The 22,679-nt window shown below is 63.2% G+C and carries 23 protein-coding genes; 13 read left to right on the top strand and 10 right to left on the bottom strand.

All coding sequences use genetic code 11. The annotated features are described in order from the left end of the window. Window positions 1-99: 99 nt before the first annotated feature. The 7 genes from NCT32_RS13985 to mgrA form a co-directional block, all read right to left on the bottom strand. Entirely contained in the window at window positions 100-576 is a 477-nt protein-coding gene (locus tag NCT32_RS13985; protein WP_061116656.1) for a (2Fe-2S)-binding protein, read from the bottom strand. 280 nt (window positions 577-856) lie between these two features. Beyond that, on the bottom strand, window positions 857-2,317 hold the full coding sequence (locus NCT32_RS13980) for an amino acid permease (protein WP_284503701.1): 1,461 nt from the start codon (window positions 2,315-2,317) through the stop codon (window positions 857-859). 157 nt (window positions 2,318-2,474) lie between these two features. Further along, complete coding sequence (rqpR, locus tag NCT32_RS13975; protein ID WP_250490411.1) at window positions 2,475-3,128, bottom strand: response regulator transcription factor RqpR; 654 nt, start codon at window positions 3,126-3,128, stop codon at window positions 2,475-2,477. A gap of 11 nt (window positions 3,129-3,139) precedes the next feature. Further along, a complete protein-coding gene (locus tag NCT32_RS13970) occupies window positions 3,140-4,012 on the bottom strand; it encodes a sensor histidine kinase (protein ID WP_250477243.1) in 873 nt (290 codons plus the stop codon). A 341-nt stretch (window positions 4,013-4,353) separates the two neighbouring features. After that, a complete protein-coding gene (locus NCT32_RS13965; protein ID WP_061116652.1) occupies window positions 4,354-5,124 on the bottom strand; it encodes a ferredoxin--NADP reductase in 771 nt (256 codons plus the stop codon). Continuing rightward, complete coding sequence (locus NCT32_RS13960) at window positions 5,121-5,480, bottom strand: hypothetical protein (RefSeq protein ID WP_143756281.1); 360 nt, start codon at window positions 5,478-5,480, stop codon at window positions 5,121-5,123. Before NCT32_RS13960 ends, NCT32_RS13965 begins: the two co-directional genes overlap by 4 nt. Window positions 5,481-5,592: 112 nt before the next feature. Further along, window positions 5,593-6,636, bottom strand: a complete 1,044-nt coding sequence (gene mgrA / locus NCT32_RS13955; RefSeq protein ID WP_061116650.1) for an L-glyceraldehyde 3-phosphate reductase — start codon at window positions 6,634-6,636, stop codon at window positions 5,593-5,595. Between the two features lie 232 nt (window positions 6,637-6,868). Between mgrA and NCT32_RS13950 the strand changes: the two genes are divergently transcribed. After that, window positions 6,869-7,666: a mechanosensitive ion channel family protein gene (locus NCT32_RS13950; protein WP_061116649.1), complete on the top strand. Its 798-nt coding sequence runs from the start codon at window positions 6,869-6,871 to the stop codon at window positions 7,664-7,666. Window positions 7,667-7,731: 65 nt separating this feature from the next. Beyond that, window positions 7,732-7,935, top strand: coding sequence for a DUF3185 family protein (locus NCT32_RS13945; RefSeq protein WP_061116648.1), 204 nt, complete (start codon window positions 7,732-7,734; stop codon window positions 7,933-7,935). A 9-nt stretch (window positions 7,936-7,944) separates the two neighbouring features. Here the strand turns inward: NCT32_RS13945 and NCT32_RS13940 are convergent, their stop codons facing one another. Continuing rightward, complete coding sequence (locus NCT32_RS13940; RefSeq protein ID WP_061116647.1) at window positions 7,945-8,721, bottom strand: phytanoyl-CoA dioxygenase family protein; 777 nt, start codon at window positions 8,719-8,721, stop codon at window positions 7,945-7,947. Window positions 8,722-9,031: 310 nt separating this feature from the next. Between NCT32_RS13940 and NCT32_RS13935 the strand changes: the two genes are divergently transcribed. Continuing rightward, window positions 9,032-9,382, top strand: a complete 351-nt coding sequence (locus tag NCT32_RS13935) for a hypothetical protein (protein ID WP_250477242.1) — start codon at window positions 9,032-9,034, stop codon at window positions 9,380-9,382. Window positions 9,383-9,387: 5 nt separating this feature from the next. Here the strand turns inward: NCT32_RS13935 and NCT32_RS13930 are convergent, their stop codons facing one another. Continuing rightward, window positions 9,388-10,503: an alkene reductase gene (locus NCT32_RS13930; RefSeq protein WP_250477241.1), complete on the bottom strand. Its 1,116-nt coding sequence runs from the start codon at window positions 10,501-10,503 to the stop codon at window positions 9,388-9,390. 123 nt (window positions 10,504-10,626) lie between these two features. After that, window positions 10,627-11,814: a methionine adenosyltransferase gene (metK, locus tag NCT32_RS13925; RefSeq protein WP_061116644.1), complete on the bottom strand. Its 1,188-nt coding sequence runs from the start codon at window positions 11,812-11,814 to the stop codon at window positions 10,627-10,629. Between the two features lie 274 nt (window positions 11,815-12,088). Between metK and NCT32_RS13920 the strand changes: the two genes are divergently transcribed. The 10 genes from NCT32_RS13920 (at window position 12,089) to ada (ending at window position 22,673) form a co-directional block, all read left to right on the top strand. Continuing rightward, complete coding sequence (locus NCT32_RS13920; protein WP_061116643.1) at window positions 12,089-12,973, top strand: lipid A biosynthesis lauroyl acyltransferase; 885 nt, start codon at window positions 12,089-12,091, stop codon at window positions 12,971-12,973. Between the two features lie 53 nt (window positions 12,974-13,026). Then, the gene (gene dapF, locus NCT32_RS13915) at window positions 13,027-13,899 is read left to right on the top strand and encodes a diaminopimelate epimerase (protein ID WP_061116642.1); all 873 of its coding nucleotides are present in this window, start codon (window positions 13,027-13,029) and stop codon (window positions 13,897-13,899) included. A 15-nt stretch (window positions 13,900-13,914) separates the two neighbouring features. Then, a complete protein-coding gene (locus tag NCT32_RS13910) occupies window positions 13,915-14,634 on the top strand; it encodes a DUF484 family protein (protein WP_250477240.1) in 720 nt (239 codons plus the stop codon). 2 nt (window positions 14,635-14,636) lie between these two features. Beyond that, window positions 14,637-15,587 carry a tyrosine recombinase XerC gene (gene xerC / locus NCT32_RS13905; RefSeq protein ID WP_061116640.1) on the top strand — a complete coding sequence of 317 codons (951 nt, stop codon included), beginning with the start codon at window positions 14,637-14,639 and terminating at the stop codon, window positions 15,585-15,587. Between the two features lie 37 nt (window positions 15,588-15,624). Further along, entirely contained in the window at window positions 15,625-16,824 is a 1,200-nt protein-coding gene (locus tag NCT32_RS13900) for a class I SAM-dependent rRNA methyltransferase (protein ID WP_061116639.1), read from the top strand. A 121-nt stretch (window positions 16,825-16,945) separates the two neighbouring features. Next, the gene (locus NCT32_RS13895) at window positions 16,946-18,013 is read left to right on the top strand and encodes a GTP-binding protein (RefSeq protein ID WP_061116638.1); all 1,068 of its coding nucleotides are present in this window, start codon (window positions 16,946-16,948) and stop codon (window positions 18,011-18,013) included. Window positions 18,014-18,579: 566 nt separating this feature from the next. Continuing rightward, window positions 18,580-18,996 (top strand): RNA polymerase-binding protein DksA, encoded by a 417-nt coding sequence (gene dksA / locus NCT32_RS13890; protein ID WP_035499449.1) that lies wholly within the window; start codon window positions 18,580-18,582, stop codon window positions 18,994-18,996. A 371-nt stretch (window positions 18,997-19,367) separates the two neighbouring features. After that, window positions 19,368-19,904: an ATP-dependent protease subunit HslV gene (hslV, locus tag NCT32_RS13885; protein ID WP_061116637.1), complete on the top strand. Its 537-nt coding sequence runs from the start codon at window positions 19,368-19,370 to the stop codon at window positions 19,902-19,904. Window positions 19,905-19,916: 12 nt separating this feature from the next. Continuing rightward, window positions 19,917-21,254 carry an ATP-dependent protease ATPase subunit HslU gene (hslU, locus tag NCT32_RS13880; protein WP_061116636.1) on the top strand — a complete coding sequence of 446 codons (1,338 nt, stop codon included), beginning with the start codon at window positions 19,917-19,919 and terminating at the stop codon, window positions 21,252-21,254. A 336-nt stretch (window positions 21,255-21,590) separates the two neighbouring features. Then, window positions 21,591-22,673 (top strand): bifunctional DNA-binding transcriptional regulator/O6-methylguanine-DNA methyltransferase Ada, encoded by a 1,083-nt coding sequence (gene ada / locus NCT32_RS13875; RefSeq protein WP_061116635.1) that lies wholly within the window; start codon window positions 21,591-21,593, stop codon window positions 22,671-22,673. Window positions 22,674-22,679: the final 6 nt, after the last annotated feature.

The following is a 22,679-nucleotide window of genomic DNA, read 5'->3' as shown; positions in this document are numbered from 1 at the left end:
TCTCCTTGCGCCCGGAGTTGGCGCTTTAACGCCTTGCTCGAGCCCGCACAGGGCGAGAAAGGCGCGATTCATCGTTTCGTAAGGGAGATGGGCGTCGCGTCAGGCGCCGGATTTCATGGCCTGCGCGCCGTGGAGAACGGCTTTCACGATGTTGTGATACCCCGTGCAGCGACACAGATTGCCGTCGAGCTGTTCGCGCACGTCTTCTTCGGAAAGGTCCGGTGATTGCGCGGCCAGCGCGCTCGCGGTCATCACCATGCCCGGCGTACAGAAGCCGCACTGCAAACCGTGACATTCCTTGAAGGCCGCCTGCATCGGATGAAGCTGGCCGTCCTTAGCCATGCCTTCGATGGTCGTCACTGTCATGCCATCCGCCTGCACGGCGAGGATGTTGCACGACTTGATCGCGCGGCCGTCGAGATGAACGGTGCACGCGCCGCACTGCGCGGTGTCGCAGCCGATATGCGTGCCGGTGAGCCTGAGTTGATCGCGGAGGAACTGGACGAGCAGAAGATGCGGTTCGACGGTGGCGGTCACGGGTTTCCCGTTGACCGTCAGGCTGATGCTGAGCGCCATTTTCACTGTCTCCTTTGCGATCAGAGCCGGCGCTTTTGCGCCTCACTCTGATCCCATGCAGTTTCACTGCTGTGGGATGGACCAGCCTTGCGCCACGCACCTGCCTACTGCCGCCGCGAGCGTTCAGCCGGATTGGGTGTTATGTGATTGTGACATCGAGTAAAACACAAATCGGCGGGCGTCGCTATCCGCGCGAACGTCCGTCCCATATTCACGGAATCGCGGCCGCAAAAGCAAAGCGCCGCCTCTCGGGCGGCGCTTTTGCGAAGGACGATGGCGCTCAATGCGTCACGGTTTCGCGCTTCTTCTGCGCGTTGGCGGCCGACGCGGCGGCACGCGGCGCTTCGAGAGGCGCGCGTCCGAGTACCGAGTGGCGGCGCGAGTACAGGAAGTAGATCGCAAGGCCGATCACGAGCCACACCGCGAACGCGATCCACGTCATCGCCTGGAGATTCATCATCAGGAACAGGCACGAGGCCACGGCGAGAACGGGCACCACGGGCACGCCCGGGCAGCGGAACGCGCGCGGCAGATCCGGATGCGTGCGGCGCAGGATCAGCACGGCGATGGAGACCATCGAGAACGCGGCGAGCGTGCCGATGTTGATCAGTTCGGCGAGCACGTTGAGCGGGACGAGCGCACCGATCAGGCCGAAGAAGATTCCGACCAGCCACGTCGTGAAGAACGGCGTCGCGAAGCGCGGGTGCACGCTCGACAGCCGCGCGGGCAAGAGGCCGTCGCGCGACATCGCGTAGATGATGCGCGTCTGACCGTAGCTCATCACGAGAATCACGGTGAGCATGCCGAGCACGGCGCCGAGATCGATGAAGCCCGCGACCCAGTTCTGGCCGGCCATTTGAAGCGCGAACGAGACCGGATGCGGATTGTTCGCGAACTGCGCCGCCGGCACGATGCCCGTCACGACAGCCGCGACCGCCACGTACAGCACCGCGCACACCGCGAGCGACGAGATGATGCCGATGGGCAGATCGCGCTTCGGATTTTTCACTTCCTCGGCCGCCGACGACACCGAATCGAAGCCGATGAACGCGAAGAACATCACCGCCGCCGCGCCGAACACGCCGGACCAGCCGTTCGGCATGAACGGATGCCAGTTCGCCGGCTTGACGTGGAACACGCCCACGGCGATCACGAGCAGCACGACCGTCACCTTGACCGCGACCATGATGTTGTTCACGCGCGTGGATTCCTTAACGCCGACCGAGAGCAGCGACGTGATCGCCATCATCACGAGAAACGCGGGCAGGTTGAAGAAAGTGACGTGGCCGGGCAGGGCGCCCGGCGCGGCGGAAAGCGCCGTAGGCAGCGAAATGCCGAAGCCCGACAGCAGCGATTGCAGATAGCCCGACCAGCCGACCGACACCGCCGACGTCGCAAGCCCGTATTCGAGCATCAGGTCCCAACCGATGATCCACGCGGCAAGCTCGCCGAGCGTCGCGTACGAATAGGTGTAGATGGAGCCGGCGACGGGAATCGTCGACGAGAATTCGGCGTAGGCGAGGGCGGCGAAGCAGCAGGCGATCGCCGCGACGATGAACGAAATCATGAGCGCCGGACCGGCCTGCACGGCGCCGGTGCCGGTCAGCACGAAAATCCCCGTGCCGATGATGGCCCCGATCCCGAGGAATGTCAGATCGAGGGCGCCGAGCGTCTTCTTGAGCGACGTGCTTTGCGCGCCGGCCAGCATGTGCTCGATGTTTTTCTTGCGGAACAACGACATTGCGATGAGTCTCCTTCTGGCGCGCGGGCGCCCTGCTGCGGGAAAACCCGACATTTTATCGGAGACTCGGAGATTGCCCGGTAAATGGGCACCGGGCGCGCTTTTGCGGCGATTTTCTACAGATTCATCCTCGATTTATCTTGTACAAGATAAATTCTTATCCGGCGATGGCCGGATTCATATCGACGAGACGGTTGCTCATCACATAGAAAGTAAGCTCCGCGTTGTTCGCGAGCTTCATCTTTTCCAACAACCGTGCGCGATAAACGCTCACCGTTTTAACCGAAAGCGATAAGGCATGAGCGATGTCGGTCAGCCGCTTTCCCGAGGCGAGCATGCAGAGCGTCTGATATTCGCGGTCAGACAGCTTTTCGTGCGGCAGGCGCTCGGTGTCGAGCGCAACGTAAGTCGCGAGCGCTTCGGCCATTTCGGGGCTCACGTACTTGCGGCCCGCCGCGACCTGCTGGATCGCGCCGATCATCAGCGCCGGGTCGGCCGTCTTCGATACGTAACCCGACGCGCCCGCCTTCAGCGCGCGCACCGCGTATTGATCCTCCCGATACATCGAAAACATGAGCACCGGCAGACGCGGACTTTCGCGCTTGAGACGCTTCAGTACGTCGATACCGTTCACGTCCGGCAGCGAGATATCGAGCATCGCGGCGTCGAGCGGACGGCGCGCGGCCAGCGCGAGCGCCTGCATGCCGGTCTCCGCCTCCGACACTTCGGAAGCAACGCCACGTTCCAGAAGCAATTGCGCGACGCCGCGGCGCACGATGGCGTGGTCGTCGGCGAGCAGGATTCTGAGCATCGCGGGCGGCCTCAGGCGCTGAACATGTGTGGCGTGACGAGCGCGAAGAGACCGGGACGCGCCGCGGTCCACGGCAGACGCGCGCGCACGCATGCGCCGACGGGCTTCGCTGCCGCGACGCGCAGATTGCCGCCGAGTGCCTCGCAGCGCGCGCGCATCCCCGAGAGGCCGAAGCGCCCGCCCTTGCGTCGCGCGGTCGCGCTGATGCCGACGCCGTCGTCGGTGACAGTCAGCATCACGCCTTGGCCATCGAGCGAAATGGTCACGCTCGCGCGCGCCGCCTGCGCGTGGCGTGCGACGTTGCAGAGCGCTTCCTGCATCACGCGAAAGAGTGCGAGCGACATGTCGCGCGACATGCGATCCAGCCGCGCATCGTCCGGGCAGGAGAAGTCGATGGAAATTGCCGTGCGGGCGCCGAAGCACGCGATCCATTCGGCGAGCGTGGCGGCGAAGTTCGCGTCGAAGGTCGGCGTCTGCAACCCTTCGACGATGCGATGGCTCGTCTCGCAGACTTCCGCAAGCGCGGCGCGCGCCTGACGCAGCGCGTCGGCGAGCGCGGCGGGCGCATCGACGGGCAGCCGGTGCTCGGCGCGCGCGAGGGCGAGATTCGCGACAGTGAGCGCCGCGCCGGTTTCGTCGTGGAGATCCTGTGCAAGCGCCTGGCGCGCGCGCTCTTCCGTGGCGGCGAGCAGCGCGGCGAGTTCCTGGACACGGGCGGTGAGGCGCTGAATCTGACGATCGCCCTTGAGCTTGGCGTCGATCAGCGCGGAATAGGGAGAGGCGAACGGCGCGCCGGAGCATTCGGGCGCCGGTGACGGAACGCCCCGCAGCGGGGCGCGGCGAATCGGGCTCTCTTCGAGCGTGATCGTAGCCGACGGATTCATTCACTATCCTCGCGTTGAGCGCAACTTGAGCTACGTCCTCGGCAAGCTCACGAGAGGCGTAACTGAATTTACACTCTGTAACATCGATGACGGACTGCGCGGTCTTGCGCGCCGTTTCAGCGTTACCGGATCATATCTCAAAAATATGATAAATCCATGTCCGGCAAGGCTTCGCCGAACGAAGTTCATGTCATTTGCCAAGTCGCTGCGCATAATGCGTAGGAAAAACACCTACTGACGGCCGCCAATTTGTAACAAGACGACCTGCGGCGCGACGCGGCGAGACGAAAAAAAACCGGAGCGCGCGGCTCCGGTCTTTGCATAGGCGGTGTCTTGCCGGCTCAGCCGACGAACGCTTTCTCCACCACATAGTGGCCAGGATGATTGTTGCTGCCTTCCTGGAAGCCCATTGTGTCGAGCAACTCTCGCGTATCGCGGAGCATGTGCGGGCTGCCGCAGAGCATCACGCGATCGTTTTCGATCGAGAACGGCTCGAGCGCGAGATCCGCGAACAGTTTCTTCGTCTCGATCAGATCGGTGATGCGGCCGCGGTTCGCGAATTCCTCGCGCGTGACCGTCGGGTAATACACGAGCTTCTCGGAGACGATTTCGCCGATATGCTCATGCGCCGGCAGGTGCTCGGTGATGAAATCCTTGTACGCGAGTTCGTCGACGAAACGGCACGTGTGCGTCAGCACGATCTTCTCGTAGCGGTCGTAGACGTCCGGGTCCTTGATGATCGACATGAACGGCGCAAGGCCGGTGCCGGTCGACAGGAGCCACAGCGTCTTGCCGGGCAGCAGGTTGTCGGCGACGAGCGTGCCCGTCGGCTTCTTGCCGATGAGCACCGAATCGCCGACCTTCAGATGCTGCAGGCGCGAGGTGAGGGGGCCGTCGGGAACCTTGATGCTCAGAAATTCGAGATGCTCTTCGTAGTTCGCGCTCGCGAGGCTGTAGGCGCGCAGAAGCGGCTTGCCGTCGACTTCGAGACCCACCATCGTGAACTGGCCGTTCTCAAAGCGGAACGAGCTATCGCGGGTGCAGGTGAAACTGAAAAGCGTATCGGTCCAGTGGTGGACGCTCAGAACGGTTTGAGAATTAAGGTTGCTCATGGCTTCTTGAACTGTGCGAAAACGGTGACGCTCTGACGCTCGCGGCTGATTTGCGGCCGATGCCACGCCGGGCCGGCGTCGAACATAAAGCGCGCTACGGGGGCGCTGCGCTGCCCGAACAGGACGATCGAATGGGCGAAGGTCGCCGATTGACCCGAAACCCAGATTCGAAGACAGCGTTTCACGCCGCGCCATGCGTGAACGTCGCGCAAAAAACCAGACAGCCCGGCGCAATCGGCTATTTTAACCCGATAGCCGTTTCGCGGTCCGAATGTCATGACGGCGGCAAAGGCGCGCACGCGTGCCTCGTGGGCGAACGTGCGTGCTGAAGAAGTGCGCTTTTCTGCTGGCTGCATGGCCGGCGGCCAGGACCGGCGGCGATCGCTGCCGAGAAGCCGCCGAGCCCGCATCATAGCAACGGACGCCGTCCTTATCCCGAAATACCCTCCTGGCGAAAGGCTCGGCGCGTCAGATACGTTGATCCGTCGACGGCTTTTCCCACAGATTGATGCCGCCTTCCTGCGCGTGCTGATCGATCTCCGCGAGCTCTTCCTTCGTGAACTCGAGGTTCTTCAGCGCGCCGACGTTCTCCGCGACCTGTTCCGCGCGGCTCGCGCCGATCAGCACCGACGTCACGCGCCCGCCACGCAGCGCCCACGCGAGCGCCATCTGGGCGAGGCTCTGGCCGCGCTTCTGGGCGAGTTCGTTGAGCTTGCGCACGTGCGCGAGGTTCGCGTCGCTCAGATGCTCCTGCTTGAGCGACCCGCCGCCCGGCTTGTTCACGCGCGCGTCCTGCGGGACGCCGTTCAGGTACTTGCTCGTCAGCAGACCTTGCGCGAGCGGCGTGAACGCGATGCTGCCGGCGCCGACATCGTCGAGCGTGTCGAGCAGTTCCTCTTCGATCCACCGGTTCAACATGTTGTACGACGGCTGATGGATCAGCAGCGGCACCTTGTGCTCCGCGAGCAGCTTCGCCATTTCACGCGTCTTCGTCGCGGAATACGATGAGATGCCGACATAGAGCGCCTTGCCCGAATGCACGGCCGTCGCAAGCGCGCCTGCTGTTTCTTCGAGCGGCGTGTCGGCGTCGAAGCGGTGCGAATAAAAGATATCGACGTAATCGAGGCCCATGCGCTTCAGGCTCTGATCGAGGCTCGCGAGCACGTACTTGCGCGAGCCGCCGCCCTGGCCGTACGGGCCAGGCCACATGTCCCAGCCGGCTTTCGACGAAATCAGCAGTTCGTCGCGATACGGCCGGAAGTCGTCCTTGAAGATGCGCCCGAAGTTCGCCTCGGCGCTGCCGTACGGCGGCCCATAGTTGTTCGCGAGATCGAAATGGGTGATGCCGAGATCGAATGCGGTGCGAAGAATGTCGCGTTGTGTCGAGATGGGCGTCGTATCGCCGAAGTTGTGCCACAAACCAAGCGATAGCGCGGGCAGCTTCAGCCCGCTCTTGCCGCAGGTGCGGTATTGCATCTGCGTATAACGCTCGGACGCTGCTTCGTAGGCCATGACGGATTTCCTCTGCGGATTGCGAATTGATCGGACGGCGACCGGCAGGAGAGCACACTGGATATGCGTGTGCACGCGCCCTGCCAAGGGCGTCAATGGTAAGCCAATCGGGGCAAAGCGCGCACGACGCGCTTCGCGTTCCCGCTATTCGGCATCGGCCGAATGGTCAGTAATGGGAACGATCGAACACGAATCGGGACAAATGCAGATTCTTTTGCAAGGAACCTGACTCATGGATTCGATCGACAGACTGCGCCCCGCCTACGACTCCTTCACCGCAATCGCCGTGACCTACGGCATCGACATCTTGCTGGCGATCCTGATTCTCGCGGTGGGATGGTGGATTTCGAACGCCGTCGCGAACGCGATGCGCCGCACGCTCGGCCGCACCAATGTCGACGCCACGCTCACGCCGGTGCTGGCCAGTCTGGCGATGTGGGCGATCCGCGTCGTCGCCATCGTCGCGGCGCTCGGCAAGTTCGGCATTGCCGCAGCCAGCATCCTGACCGTGCTCGGCGCTGCCGGTCTTGCCATCGGCCTCGCGTTGCAGGGCACATTGCAGAATATCGCGGCCGGTCTGATGCTTCTGCTGTTGCGGCCGTTTCGTGTGGGGGACTACATCGAAGGTGTCGGCACGACGGCGGGGACCGTCAATGAAATCGGACTGTTCACGACGCGCCTCACGAAAGCCGACGGCATCGTCATGTTCGTGCCGAACAGCCTCATCTGGGCGAATGCCATTACCAACTACAGCGCGAACGATCGCCGGCGCGTCGTCATCAACTTTCAGGCGCAGCATGGGCTGAAGGTCGAAACCGTGCTCGCGGAATTGCGCAACCTGATGAGCCAGGATGCGCGCATCGTGCAGGACGGGCCGTCGGCGCCGTGGGTCGCGGTCGCCGATTACACGGATACCGGCGTCAAGTACAACCTCGGCGCGTGGACGAGCCGGAGCGATCATCAGTACGTCATGGCCGATCTGCTGCGCAAGATCCAGCCCTACACGCGCGAAGAGGCGCAAGCCGCCTGAAGCGGAGTGGACGCGCCCGCGCAGACCCGCTAACCTGACGCGCCCTCAAGTTACGAGAACATGTTATGACCCGAGCGATTTCCGTTGCGCTGCTTGTCGGCGGCGTCGTGCTGCTGTATTTCGGCGGCCAGTCGTTTCATTCGCTCTCCAACGACGTCTCGCGCTTCTTCACCGGCTCGCCCACGAGCAAGACCATCTGGCTGATCGCGGGCGGGATCGTCGCGTCGCTCGCGGGGCTGATCGGCCTCGCTTTGCCGTCGAAGCGCTGAACTGAACGCTCAGACCAGCGGCACTTCCGGTTTCGACGCCGAGCGCGTGCCGGGCAGCGCCACGTTGCTCGCGCCGCGATACGTGAACACGAGCGAGAACTTCACCTGATCGGTGAGGTTTTTGCCCGCCGAGTGCAACGTGTTGCAGTGGAAGAAGACGACATCGCCCGCTTCCAGTTCGGGCGACACCGCCGTGCGAATCAGCGCCGCATTCTCGGGCAGATCGGAGCGGAAGAACTTGGCTTCGTCGAAGCGATCGGACGTAAACGGCAGCTTGTGCGACGTCGGCACGAACCACAGTGCGCCGTTATCCACCTTTTCGTCACCGAGTGCGACCCATGCGGATACCAGATCGTCGCGCTCGAACGCCCAGTAGCGCACATCGCGATGCCAGCCCGTCAGGCTGCCGTACGCGGGGTGCTTCGTCATCATGCAGTTGTGATGTGCGCGCGACAGATACGGCGTCTCGCCGAAATACAGCTCCATCCAGCCGCGCACGTCGGGTGACGTCGCGAACTCCGCGAAGAGCGGATGCCGCACGTAAGCGTCGAGAAGACGGCGCACCGTATGTCCGCCGGGCGCGTCCTTCGAATCGGGCGCGCCGGGATATTTCAGATCGGCCTCGAACTCCACGGGCGCAGCAGCCTCGGCGAGTTGCTGGCGGGCGACCTCGCGCATCGCATCGCAACGTTCCTTCGTGACCAGTCCCTTAACGATCACATAGCCTTTTTCGCGCAGTTCGCGCACCTGTTCTTTCTTCGATTTCAACGCGTTTTGATCAGACATTTCAGTTCTTGCCTCCAACGGCTTTCGATTTTATTCATGCCGTCGACGCTATATCCGGAATTAGGGCGAATACGGCGATTGTAAATCCGGCAGCGCGGGAAGGCCCGTGTGACAATGCATCGGCCGATTTTCATCAGCAACCGCTTCATAAATCGACAGGGAAAACGCGGACTTACCGGGGTAACAAAGGTCTTGTACATTGGGCACTTCATTCGGTGCAACTTGGCAAACGCTGTTGAATCGAAGCCTTGAACGCTATTTTTGAGACGACTATCGTCGAGTCTGCTTCCACGCAACGACCTCCGCTGACATGAACCACCGAATCGCTATCGGCTTGACTCGCGTTGCCTCGCGGGCCGCGCGCCCTGCCCGCCGCGGCATGATCCGCGCGTTGCGTCATCACTCCGCCCGCACTCAGGTGCTCGCCGAGCAATTGAAGAACGTGCATCCGGTCGATGGCATCCGGTCGTGGTTCCGCGGTTTCTTCTTCAATTTGCGCGTGCGCACGGCTTCGCGCCGGGTGTCGTTGCGAGCGCTTTTGCGCCGTCCGGTGCAACTGCGCGCACCGTCGCCCAAGCCGAAGGCGGCCGCGCTGACGAGCCGCCGTCCGCGTCGCGTGTCGGCGAGCAGCGCCGGCTGGTACGCGTTCGCCGCGCGCTGAGCGACTCAGTCGGGCCTGGCGTCGTCGAGTGCCGGGTAGTCGGTGTAGCCTTTTTCTCCACCGCCGTAGAACGTCGCCTCGTCGGGCGTGTTGAGCGGCGCGCCTGCGCTGAAGCGCTCGACCAGATCCGGATTGGCGATATACGCGCGACCGAAGGCCACGGCATCGGCTTCACCTCGCTCGATGCGCGCGTCCGCCTCCTCCGCCGTATACTCGCCGCAGACGATGATCGCGCCGTCGTAAGCCTCACGCAGCGCGCGACGATAGCCTTCCGAAAGCGGCGCGCCGCCCGCCCAGTCTCCTTCCGCGAGATGCAGATACGCGACGCCGATGCGCTTCAACTCCTGCGCCAGATACAGCGATGACGCCTCGCCTTCATCGTCTTGCAGGTCGAATTCCGTGAAGTTCGGCGAAATGCGTATGCCCACGCGATGCGCGCCCATCACGCCCGCCACCGCCTCCAGCACATCGACGACCAGTCGCACGCGATTTTCGATTCCGCCGCCATAGTCGTCCGTGCGCCGGTTGGTGCCCGTCGCCATGAACTGATGCAGCAGGTAGCCATTGGCCGCGTGCACTTCGATCATGTCGAAGCCGGCACGCTTCGCGCGCTGCGCGGCGTCGACGAACTGCAGAACGATGCCCGGCAGCTCATCGGCTTCGAGCGCGCGCGGTTCGTCGGCATCGGTCATGGCGTATGAGCCGTCCTCGCATTTCACGAACACCTGCGTGTTGCGCGCGCGCACCGCGGACGGCGCGACGGGCGATGCGCCGTCTTCCTGAAGCGATCGATGCGACACGCGCCCCACATGCCATAACTGCGACGCAATGCGTCCGTGCCGTGCATGAACCGCGCCCACGACGGATTTCCATCCGGATTCCTGTGCATCCGAATAGATGCCCGGCGTCGCGAAATAGCCCTGACCTTGCCGCGATACCTGAGTCGCCTCGCTGACGATGAGACCCGCACTCGCGCGCTGCGCGTAATAGTGCGCGTTCATTTCGGACGGCACATCGCCTGGCTGTGACGCGCGGTTGCGCGTGAGCGGCGCCATGACGACGCGATTGGGCAACTGCAGATTGCCGATGGTGACAGGTGAGAGAAGCGAGTCGAACGGCATGGCGGTTCCATTGGCGGCGGGGGTGTCGTCCGTGGAAGTCGCAATAATCGCGCCGCGAAGGCATAAAAAAACCGGCGAGCGCAATGCTCGCCGGTTCGTGTCCCGCTCGTTCAGCGAACGGCGTTACGCCACGCTCGCGACCGGTTCCGTGCCCGCCGCTTCGGCCAGGACGAGCGCCTTGTCCGCGGATTCCCACGAGAATTCCGGCTCTTCGCGGCCGAAGTGGCCGTACGCCGCCGTCTTTTCGTAGATCGGGCGCAGCAGGTCGAGCATCTGGATGATGCCCTTCGGACGCAGGTCGAAGTGCTCGAGAACGAGCTTCGTGATCTCCGCATCCGACACGCGGCCCGTGCCGAACGTATTCACCATCACCGAAGTCGGACGCGCGACACCGATCGCGTACGAGACCTGAATCAGCGCGCGCGATGCGAGACCCGCCGCAACGATGTTCTTCGCGACATAACGGCCCGCATAGGCCGCCGAGCGGTCGACCTTCGACGGGTCCTTGCCCGAGAACGCGCCGCCGCCGTGCGGAGCCGCGCCGCCGTACGTATCGACGATGATCTTGCGGCCCGTCAGACCGCAGTCGCCTTGCGGACCGCCGATGACGAAACGGCCCGTCGGGTTCACCAGGAACTTGATGTCGCCCTTGATGAGTTCCTTCGGCAGAGTCGGCTTGATGACTTCCTCGATGACCGCTTCGCGCAACTGCGACAGGTCGATGTCCGGCGAGTGCTGCGTGGAGAGCACGACGGTGTCGATGGAGTGCGCCTTGCCGTCGACGTAACGCACGGTGACCTGCGACTTCGCGTCCGGACGCAGCCAGGGCAAACGGCCGTCGCGGCGCAGGTTAGCCTGGCGCTCGACGAGGCGGTGCGAGAGGTGGATCGGCAGCGGCATCAGCTCGGGCGTTTCGTCGCACGCGTAGCCGAACATCAGACCCTGGTCGCCAGCGCCTTGATCGAGGTTGTCGTCGTGCGCCTTGTTCACGCCTTGCGCGATATCCGGCGATTGCTTGTCGTACGCGACGAGCACCGCGCAGCCGCGATAGTCGATGCCGAAGTCGGTGTTGTCGTAACCGATGCGCTTGATCGTGTCGCGCGCGACCTGAATGTAATCGACGTTGGCGGTGGTCGTGATTTCGCCCGCGAGGACAACGAGACCGGTGTTGCAGAGCGTTTCCGCCGCGACGCGCGAATATTTGTCCTGCGACAAGATGGCGTCGAGGATGGCGTCGGAGATTTGATCGGCGACCTTGTCCGGGTGGCCTTCGGAAACGGATTCGGAAGTAAAGAGATAGTCGTTCGACACGCTTCAGACTCCATTTGAGTACGGTTGATATTCACGTAGCCGTCTTCGTCTGGAGTCTGAAGCGGCGACGCTTTAGCGGATGTCTTTCCGGGCCGGCGACTTCCACAAGTTCAGAAGTCTCCGACCCGCTTCGCCCCGCAAGTTGTCCATTAACTCGGCGAAGGTTTTATTATACCGGTTTCCCTTGTTTTCACAGAGCCGAACGCTTGCCGCTATCCACCACGCATCAACCATCCGCACTTCGCGGCCGTCCGTCCGTTCGCTGGAGCCGCTCATGCTAGGGCGCATCGGCGTCGCGCTCGCCATCGGCTTTCTCAAGTTTCTGGCGCTCATTCCGTACGGCATCACCGCGCGTTTCGGCGACGCCCTCGGCTGGCTGCTCTATCAGATTCCAAGCCGCCGAAAGCGCATCGTTCACACGAATCTCAAACTGTGCTTCCCGGAGTGGTCCGACGAAAAGCGCGAGGACATCGCGCAGAAGCATTTCCGGCACGCGATCCGCAGTTATGTCGAGCGCAGCGTGCAATGGTTCGGCTCGGCGAAAAAGCTCGAGAAGCTGATTCAGGTGGAAAGCGCCGTCGATCTAACCGATCCCGATCTGCCGCCCACGCTCTTTCTCGGCCTGCATTTCGTCGGCATCGAAGCGGGGTCGATTTTTCTGAACTATTCGCTGCATCGTCGCTGCGGATCGCTGTATCAGCCTTTTTCGAATCCGCAGATCGAGGAGCTCGCCAAGACGCAGCGCGCGCGCTTCGGCGCCGACATGGCGAGCCGCGCCGACAGCGCGCGCATCGTGCTGCGCTGGCTGCGCGACCGCAAGCCGGTGATGCTCGGCGCGGACATGGACTACGGCATGCGCAACTCCACGTTCGTGCCGTTCTTCGGGATTCCGACCTGCACGCTGACGGCCGTCGGCCGGCTTGCCAAGACGGGCAAGGCGCAGGTCGTGCCGTTCATCGGCGAGGTTCTGCCGGATTACAAGGGTTATCGGCTGAAGATCTTCGAGCCGTGGGACAACTACCCGACCGGCGACGACGAAGCCGACGCGCGCCGCATGAACGCGTTCCTGGAAGAGCAGATTCCGCACATGCCCGAGCAGTACTACTGGGTCCACAAGCGCTTCAAGACGCGGCCCCCGGGCGAGCCGAGCTTTTACTAAAAGCGTGTGCGCGGCGCGAAACGCCGCGCTGGCGGGTCACATACAATAGCGCGATGAAACTCAAATTCACCAAGATGCAAGGCGCGGGTAACGACTTTGTCGTGCTCGACGGCTACACGCAGGCGCTCGATCTGACCGCGGAGCAAGTGCGCGCGCTCGCGAACCGCCATTTCGGCGTGGGCGCGGATCAGTTGCTGCTCGTCGAAAAGCCGACCATCGAAGGCGTCGACTTCAAGTACCGCATCTTCAATTGCGATGGCGGCGAAGTCGAGCATTGCGGCAACGGCGCGCGCTGCTTCGTGAAGTTCGTGCGCGATCGCCGGCTGACCGACGCATCCACCGTGCGCGTGCAGGTGCAGAACGGCATCATCACGCTGACGATGCAGGAAAACGGCGAAGTCGTCGTCGACATGAGCACGCCGGTGTTCGATCCGCCTCGCGTCCCGTTCGACGCGCAAGGGCTCGAAGGCCGGAAGGAAGGCAACGACACCCTCTGGCCGCTCGACGTGAATGGTGAAACGCGCCCGATCTCCGTCGTATCGATGGGTAATCCGCACGCGGTGCAGATCGTCGACGATGTCGAGGCTTATCCGGTCCTGACCGAAGGTCCGCTCATCGAGCGCCACGCGCGGTTTCCGAAGCGCGTCAACGCGGGCTTCATGCAGATCGTCGATCGCCATTCGGTGAAGCTGCGCGTCTACGAGCGCGGCGCGGGCGAAACGCTTGCGTGCGGCACGGGCGCATGCGCGGCGGTGGCCGCCGGCATCCGCCGCGGCTTGCTCGAAACGCCCGTGCGCGTCGAAACACATGGAGGCACGCTCACCATCAGCTGGAGCGGCGCGCGCGACGAATCCGCCGCGCTCTTCATGGCGGGCCCCGCCGCGACCGTTTTCGAGGGTGAAATCGAGCTCGATCGCATCGTCTAACGCATACACGTCACCATGAATCCACGCGAAGTCGCCGACTACCTGCTCGACAACCCCGATTTCTTTGCCGAGCACGCGGAACTGCTCGGCACCATCCGGCTTTCGAATCCGCACGGCAAAGCCGCCGTGTCGCTGCAGGAACGCCAGATGGAAATGCTGCGCGACAAGAACAAGCAACTCGAACGGCGTCTCGCCGAGCTGCTGCGTTACGGCCACGAGAACGACAGCATCTCGAGCAAGTTCAACCGCTGGACCGTGCGCGTGATTTCCCAGCGCGATCCGTACGCGTTGCCCGCGACGATCAGCAAGGGCTTGTGCGAAGTTTTCGACGTGCCACACGCCGCGCTGCGCGTGTGGGATATCGACGAAGCGTACCGGCAGGCCGATTTCGCGCGTCAGGTCGGCGAGGAAGTGCGCATATTCACAAGCAGTCTCGCCGCGCCGTACTGCGGCGCGAACACGGGCTTCGCGGCAGCGCAGTGGCTCGGCGCGGTGAATTCGGCATCGGCGACGGTCCCGCCCAGCGACGGCCCGCCCGACACCGACCGTACGATCGAATCCGTCTCGCTGATCGCGCTGCGCGATCCGCAAGCCGGCCCGGATGCGCCGAGCTTCGGCCTGCTCGTGATGGGCTCGCCCGATCCGCGCCGCTTCCACGACGGCATGGCGACCGACTTCCTCACGCAGATCGGCGCGCTGGCGAGCGCCGCGCTGTCCCGCTTGCTGCCGCACTGAACATGGACGCCGCCGACGCCCCGAAGGATGCCCCCCAAGGCGGTGTGATCGCCGACTATCTTGCGATGCTGGAGCATCAGCGGCATCTGTCCGAGCACACCCTGCGCGGCTATACATACGAGTTGAGCGAACTGCGCGCCCTCGCCAAGGACCGTCCGCTCGAGTCGCTGACCGCCGCCGATATCCGCGGCGCGGTCGTGCGGGCACATGCGGGCGGGCTGTCGTCGCGCTCGATCGCGCATCGGCTGTCGGCGTGGCGCGCGTTCTATCGATGGCTCGCCGAGCGTGTCGAGATGCCCGCGAATCCCGTCGCGACGGTGCGCGCGCCGAAACGCGAAAAGACGCTCCCGAAAGCGCTTTCCGTCGATGACGCCAGCCGGCTCATGGACGCGCCGCAAGCCGGCACGACCGAAGCACTGCGCGATCACGCGATCCTCGAACTCTTCTACTCGTCGGGCCTGCGGCTCGCCGAACTCGTCGGGCTGGACGTGCGCCACGTCGATACCAAAGAACATACGTCGCAGGGCTGGATCGATCTGGCGAACGCGGAAGTCACGGTTCTGGGCAAAGGAAAGCGCATGCGCAAAGTGCCCGTCGGCAGCAAGGCGCTCGAAGCATTGCGCGCATGGATCGACGTGCGCGGCGAATTCGTCAAGCTCGATCCGCACGCGCTCTTTCTCTCCGTGCGCGGCAATCGCATGTCGCCCGGCGTGGTGCGCGAGCGCGTGAAGCGGCTCGCGCTGCAGGCCGGCATTCCGTCGAACGTGCATCCGCACGTGCTGCGGCATTCCTTCGCCACGCATGTCCTGCAATCGAGCGGCGATCTGCGCGCGGTGCAGGAGCTGCTCGGCCACGCGAGCATCACGGCCACGCAGGTTTATACGTCGCTCGATTTTCAGCATCTCGCCCGCGTCTACGATGCGGCGCACCCGCGCGCAAAGAAGCGCGATTGATCCCGACAGTGCCTCGCGCGCTGCATTAATCAATGCAATGAACACCATCACGCTCAAACCGGCGAAGGACAAATCGCTCGTCCGCCGCCATCCGTGGATCTACGCGAACGCCATCGCGCGCATCGACGGCAATCCCGCGCCCGGCGCGACCGTCACCGTGCGCGCCGCCGATGGGCGCCTTCTCGCGCGCGCGTCGTACAGCCCGCACTCGCAAATCCGCGCGCGCGTCTGGACCTTCGACGAGAGCGAGCCGGTCGATCACGCGTTCTTCAAGCGCCGCGTGCAGCGCGCCGTCGCGCACCGCCAGACGATGGTGAAGGACACCGGCGCCACGCGTCTCGTCTTCGGCGAAGCGGACGGCTTGCCGGGACTGATCGTCGATTACTACGTCGGGGACGAAGGCACGCACGCGCAGCTCGTCTGCCAGTTCATGGCAACGGGCGTCGAAGCGTGGAAGGAAGCGATCGTGCAGGCGCTGATCGCCGCGACCGGCTGCCCGAACGTCTACGAGCGCTCGGACGTGTCGATCCGCCAGAAGGAAGGCCTCGAACAGACGACCGGCGTGCTCGCGGGCGACGCGCCGCCCGAGACGCTCATCACGAACGAATGCGGCGTGCGCTATCACGTCGACGTGCGTAACGGCCACAAGACAGGCTTCTATGTCGATCAGCGCGACAACCGCGTGCTCGTCGCGCAGAACGCGCAAGGCCGCGAAGTGCTGAACTGCTTCTGCTATACAGGCGGTTTCTCTCTCGCCGCCTTGAAAGGCGGGGCGACGCGCGTGGTTTCCGTCGATTCGTCCGGTGAAGCGCTCGCGCTGGCTCGCGAAAACGTCAAGGCGAACGGGTTCGACGCCGAAAAGGCCGAGTGGCTCGACGCCGACGCGTTCAAGACGCTGCGCCGTCTCTACGACGAAGGCCAGCGCTTCGATCTGATCGTGCTCGATCCGCCGAAATTCGCGCCGTCGAAGGAAACCGTCGATCGCGCCGCGCGCGCCTACAAGGACATCAATCTGAGCGGCTTCAAGTTGCTCCGTCCGGGCGGGCTGCTCTTCACCTATTCGTGCTCCGGCGCGATCGATTCGGACCTGTTTCAGAAGATCGTCGCGGGCGCGGCCGCGGACGCGCGCGTCGATGCGCGGATCCTGAAACGGCTGGGCGCGGGCGTCGATCATCCGCTGCTGACGGCGTTTCCGGAAGGCGAATACCTGAAAGGGCTGCTGTTGCAAATCGCCTGATCGGCCTAATGTAGCCGCGATGCACTGCCGCGCGGAGCACGGAAGCGTCGGCTTGACAAATATGTTTCAATACCCGATTCAGTGCGATCTACGTATTACAGACAAGGACACAGGCGACACCATGATCCCCGTAACCATCCTGACCGGCTTTCTGGGCAGCGGCAAAACCACGCTGCTCAAGCGCATCCTGAACGAGCAGCACGGCATGAAGATCGCCGTGATCGAGAACGAATTCGGCGAAGAGAACATCGACAACGAAATCCTCGTGCAGGAAACGAACGAGCAGATCATCCAGATGAGCAACGGCTGCATCTGCTGCACGATCCGCGGCGATCTGGCACGCGCGCTCGAAGATCTCGCGAATCGCAACAAGGCGGGCACGCTCGATTTCGACCGCGTCGTGATCGAAACGACCGGCCTCGCGAATCCGGGTCCGGTCGCGCAGACGTTCTTCATGGATAACACCGTCGCCGACGAATTCCTGCTCGACGCGATCATCACGCTCGTCGACGCGAAGCACGCGAATTCGCAACTCGATCAACACGAAGTGGTGCAGCGGCAGGTCGGCTTCGCGGATCGTCTGTTCGTCACGAAGTCCGATCTCGTCTCGGCCGACGAACTCGAAGCGCTGAAGCATCGCCTGCTGCACATGAACCCGCGCGCGGCGATCAAGGTCGTGAATTTCGGCGATGCCGACATCAAGGAAATTTTCGACCTGCGGGGCTTCAATCTGAACTCGAAGCTCGAAATCGATCCGGACTTCCTCGCCGAAGACGATCACGATCATGACCACGCGCATGACGATCACGATCATTCCACCTGCGGCCACGATCACAGCCACGATCACGAGCACGAGCACGGACATCACCACCATCACGCGCACCACGACGACAAGATCAAGTCGTTCGTGTACCGCAGCGAGAAGCCGTTCGATCCGAACCGCCTCGAAGATTTCCTCGGCGGCATTCTGCAGATCTATGGCGAGCGGCTGCTGCGCTACAAGGGCGTGCTGTATATGAAGGGCGTCGATCGCAAGGTCGTCTTCCAGGGCGTGCATCAGATGATGGGCAGCGACCTCGCCGGCAAGTGGATGCCGATCGAAAAGAAGAACAGCAAGATGGTGTTCATCGGCATCGAGCTTCCGAAGGATCTGATCACCGACGGCCTCGACGCCTGCCTCGTGAAGTAATCCGGCATGCATCTCGCTTGGATCGTGCACGGCACGCGCGGGCGAAAAACGGGCACCGAAATAAAACGCCGCACGCGATTGCCTCGCGTGCGGCGTTTTTCATGATCGACTTTTAGTGCGCGTGTGTAACCGCGGGCACCAACCGACATCGCTTTTTGCACGTTCAAGCGTTATATTTTTGAAATTCCGGCGCGATTGACAGGGTTTTCCTCGGTTATCGTCGGAATTTGCGGTTCAGTTACAATACAGCCCCACTGGAGAAGGGCAGTTTCGCTGAATGCGCGTCTTTCAGGCGCTCGCTCGGCGGACGTTAGGAAAAGGGATGTCCCGTCGGGACGATGCCTCGATTTGCCGGGGGAAGGCAAATCAAGACAAAGCACCGGGGCCGGAAATCCGGGGCCATGCGAATGCGCCCGGTCATCCGGAGCATCATCCAAGATCGGTTTCCAGAGGAGTTCGGCCCCGCATCGGCGCGTCGCGCAGCCCAAGCGTCCTGATGCGCTGCATGCGGGTAACGCAAGTGCGGGCGTTGCGCAGACATCGCCTTACATTGAAGAAGCAAGCAGATGACAACGAAACTCTTGACCGAAGCCGAAATCCTGAAGATGAGCGAGAAGGACTACATGAACGAGGATCAACTCGCCTTCTTCAAGAACCGGCTCGAGCAGTTGCAAGCGGACATTCTGAAGAATGCCGGCCAGACGACCGAAAATCTGCGGGAAACGGTGATCGTGCCGGATCCGGCGGATCGCGCAACCATCGAGGAAGAACATGCACTGGAGCTGCGCACGCGTGATCGCGAGCGCAAGCTTCTGAAGAAGGTGCAGCAATCGCTCGCGCGCATCGATTCGGGCGATTACGGCTGGTGCGAAGAGACCGGCGAACCGATCGGCATTCCGCGCCTGCTCGCGCGCCCGACGGCCACGCTCTCGCTCGAAGCTCAGGAACGCCGCGAACTGCGCCAGAAGCTTTTCGGCGACTGAAATCGTCGTCGGCAGGCGAGCGTCGCGGGACCGGCCCGCCACGGGGAAGACGCCGCCGCGAAAAGCTGCTCGCACGTAATTGCATCAGGAGAAAGGCACCCATAGAAGGGGTGCCTTTTTGCTTTCCGGCAGGTAAAAACGGCGGGCGACGACACCACATGCCTTGATAAATCTGCCGCCGCCCTAAAATTCACTCGACGCGCCCCGCAACAGCCTGATCGCGGCTGGCGCGCGCGCGGCGCCGTCCGCCCGAGGCCTCGAGCTCTGACGGAACCCCGCGCCGTGCACTCCATCGAATTCTCGACTGCGCGGCGGCCGGTCGCTCGACGACGAAGCCGCCCGCGTCCTTCTGGTTTTCACAAGGAACGCACATGGAACAATTTCACGGCACGACCATCGTCTCCGTGCGCCGCGACGGCAAGGTCGCGCTGGGCGGCGATGGTCAGGTGACGCTCGGCAACATCGTCATGAAAGGGGGCGCGAAGAAAGTGCGCCGCATCTATGGCGGCAAGGTGCTGGTCGGCTTCGCCGGCGGCACCGCCGACGCGTTCTCGCTGCTCGATCGATTCGAAGCGAAGCTCGAGAAACATCAGGGCAATCTGACGCGCGCCGCCGTCGAACTGGCGAAAGACTGGCGCACCGACCGCATGCTGCGCCGGCTCGAAGCAATGTTGATCACGGCCGACAAGGACACGACGCTCGTCATCACCGGCAACGGCGACGTGCTCGACCCGGAACACGGCATCGCCGCGATCGGCTCGGGCGGCGCATACGCGCAAGCGGCGGCGCAGGCGCTCGTCGAGAATACGGATCTCGCGCCGCGCGATGTCGTCGAAAAGGCGCTCACCATCGCCGGCGACATGTGCATCTACACCAACCACAATCGCGTCATCGAGACGATCGAATAAAGGACCCAAGCGATGACCACCATGACTCCCTCCGAAATCGTCTCCGAACTCGACAAGCACATCATCGGCCAAGGACGCGCGAAGAAGGCGGTTGCCGTCGCGTTGCGTAACCGCTGGCGCCGTCAGCAGGTCGCCGAGCCGTTGCGTCAGGAAATCACGCCGAAGAACATTCTGATGATCGGGCCGACGGGCGTCGGCAAGACCGAGATCGCGCGCCGTCTCGCGAAACTCGCGGATGCGCCGTTTATCAAGATCGAAGCGACCAAGTTCACCGAAGTGGGCTACGTCGGGCGCGATGTGGACAGCATCGTGCGCGATCTGATCGAGATTTCCGTCAAGCAGACACGCGAATCCGAGATGAAGAAGGTGCGTACCAAGGCGGAAGATCGCGCCGAAGACCGCATTCTCGACATCCTGCTGCCGAGCGCGCGCCCCGTCGGCTTCGGCGCGGCCGAATCGAGCAGCGAAGGCGATAACGCCACGCGCCAGACCTTCCGCAAGCGCCTGCGTGAAGGCGCGCTCGATGACAAGGAAATCGAGCTCGATGTGGAAATGCCGCAAGTCGGCATGGACATCATGGGGCCGCCGGGCATGGAAGACATGACCGAGCAGATCCGCTCGATGTTCGCGAACATCGGCGGCGGCAAGAAGACGCGGCGCAAGGTAAAGGTCAAGGAAGCGCTCAAGCTCCTGACGGATGAGGAAGCCGGCAAGATGCTCAACGACGAAGAGGTCAAGAGCAAGGCGGTGCAGAACGTCGAGCAGAACGGCATCGTGTTCCTCGATGAAATCGACAAGATCGCGTCGCGCAGCGAGGCGGGCGGCGCCGAAGTGTCGCGCGCGGGTGTGCAGCGCGACCTGCTGCCGCTCGTCGAAGGCACGACCATCAACACGAAGTACGGGATGATCAAGACCGATCACATCCTGTTCATCGCGAGCGGGGCGTTCCATCTGGCCAAGCCGAGCGATCTGATCCCCGAGCTGCAAGGGCGTTTTCCGATTCGCGTGGAGCTGGATTCGCTGTCGGTCGGTGACTTCGAATCGATCCTGAATTCGACCGACGCGAGCCTCGTGAAGCAGTACAAGGCGCTGCTCGCAACCGAAGACGTCGAGCTCGATTTCACCGACGAAGGCATCCGGCGTCTTGCTGAAATCGCATTTTCGGTGAACGAGAAGACCGAGAACATCGGCGCGCGACGGCTGTATACCGTCATCGAAAAGTTGCTGGAGGAAGTGTCCTTCGCGGCGGGCAATCACACGGGGCAGCCGGTGCGGATCGATGCCGCATACGTAGACCGCGCGCTCGGCGAGGTGGCGGAGGACGAAGACCTGTCGCGCTACGTGCTGTAACGACCGCGGCGGTGCATGCAACGAACCGGGCTGCGAGCCCGGTTTTTTGTGCCTTCCGCGTTTGAAACGTGGCAAAAAAGGCGGGCAAAAAAAAGCCCGCCTGGTCGGCGGGCTGAATCCATATCAGGAGGAGACATGGAGGAGACAGTTCCAATAATACACAGACGGTTGATGCGACGCAATAGAAATTTCGGTACAAACCCCTATGGCGTCCGTTTGTGGTATCTGCGCGTCACTTTTCAAATCCCGCGTGCCGATGACACAGCAAGAAACGGCGCGTAACCTCATCTGCGTGGCTCTACAGTGGTCCCGTACCCAAGAGCCTCGAGGTCCATCATGAAAACCGTAGCAGCGCCTGTTTTTTCATCTGACGAATGCCGCTGGCAGGCGGTCGTCGATCGCGACGAGCGCGCTGACGGCGCCTTCTTCTTCGCCGTGCGCACGACGGGCGTGTTCTGCCGGCCGTCGTGCGCGTCACGTGCGCCGCGTCGTGAGAACGTCGAGTTCTTTCCGACGACCGATGCAGCCGTCGCAGCCGGATATCGCGCGTGCAAGCGTTGCCAGCCGACGAGCCTGCCGCGCGAGCTGGCGATCGTCGAGCGCGCGTGCAAGGTGCTCGACGCCGATCCGCAGCAGCGCATGACGCTCGCGCAACTGAGCGATGCCGTCCACGTCAGTCCGTTCCATCTGCAGCGCCTGTTTTCGCGGATCGTCGGGGTTTCGCCGCGGCAGTATCAGGCGGCACAGCGGGCGGGCGTGTTGCGCGATGCGTTGCAGCGCGGCCGCGACGTCACGCGCGCGACGCACGACGCCGGCTTCGGTTCGCCATCGCGCATGTACGAAGCCGTGCCTGCGGAACTGGGCATGACGCCGTCCGCGTACAAACGAAAGGGCGCGGGACTGACCGTGCGTTACGCGACCGCCACGACGCCGCTCGGCACGGTGCTCGTCGCCGCGACCGACAAGGGCGTTTGCAAGATCGCTTTCGGCGACGATGCCAACACGCTCATCGATCAGCTCGCAGCCGACTTTGCGCAGGCCGGACGCGTCGAGGATGCAGCGAGGATGGAGCCGTTCATCGCGCAGATTCGCGCGTATCTTCAAGGCACGCGCGAGCGTTTCGACTTGCCGCTCGACATCGGCGCGACCGCGTTCCAGCGGCGCGTGTGGGACGCGTTGCGCCGCATCCCATACGGGCAGACGCGCAGTTATACGGATATCGCCGAATCGCTCGGCACACCGGGCGCGGTGCGGGCGGTGGCGAATGCGTGTGCGTCGAATCCGGTCGCGCTCGCGATTCCGTGCCATCGCGTGATCGGCAAGGACGGCGCGATCGCGGGCTATCGTTGGGGCAGGCCGCGCAAGGAAGCGTTGCTCGAAACCGAGCGCGCGCACAACGAAACCAACAAGGTCGCATAAAGCACG

The organism is Caballeronia sp. INML2 (genome assembly GCF_023631365.1).
Taxonomy (GTDB): domain Bacteria; phylum Pseudomonadota; class Gammaproteobacteria; order Burkholderiales; family Burkholderiaceae; genus Caballeronia; species Caballeronia turbans.
Note: the sequence above shows the minus strand (reverse complement) of the source record. Positions and strands in the feature narration are given on the sequence as shown.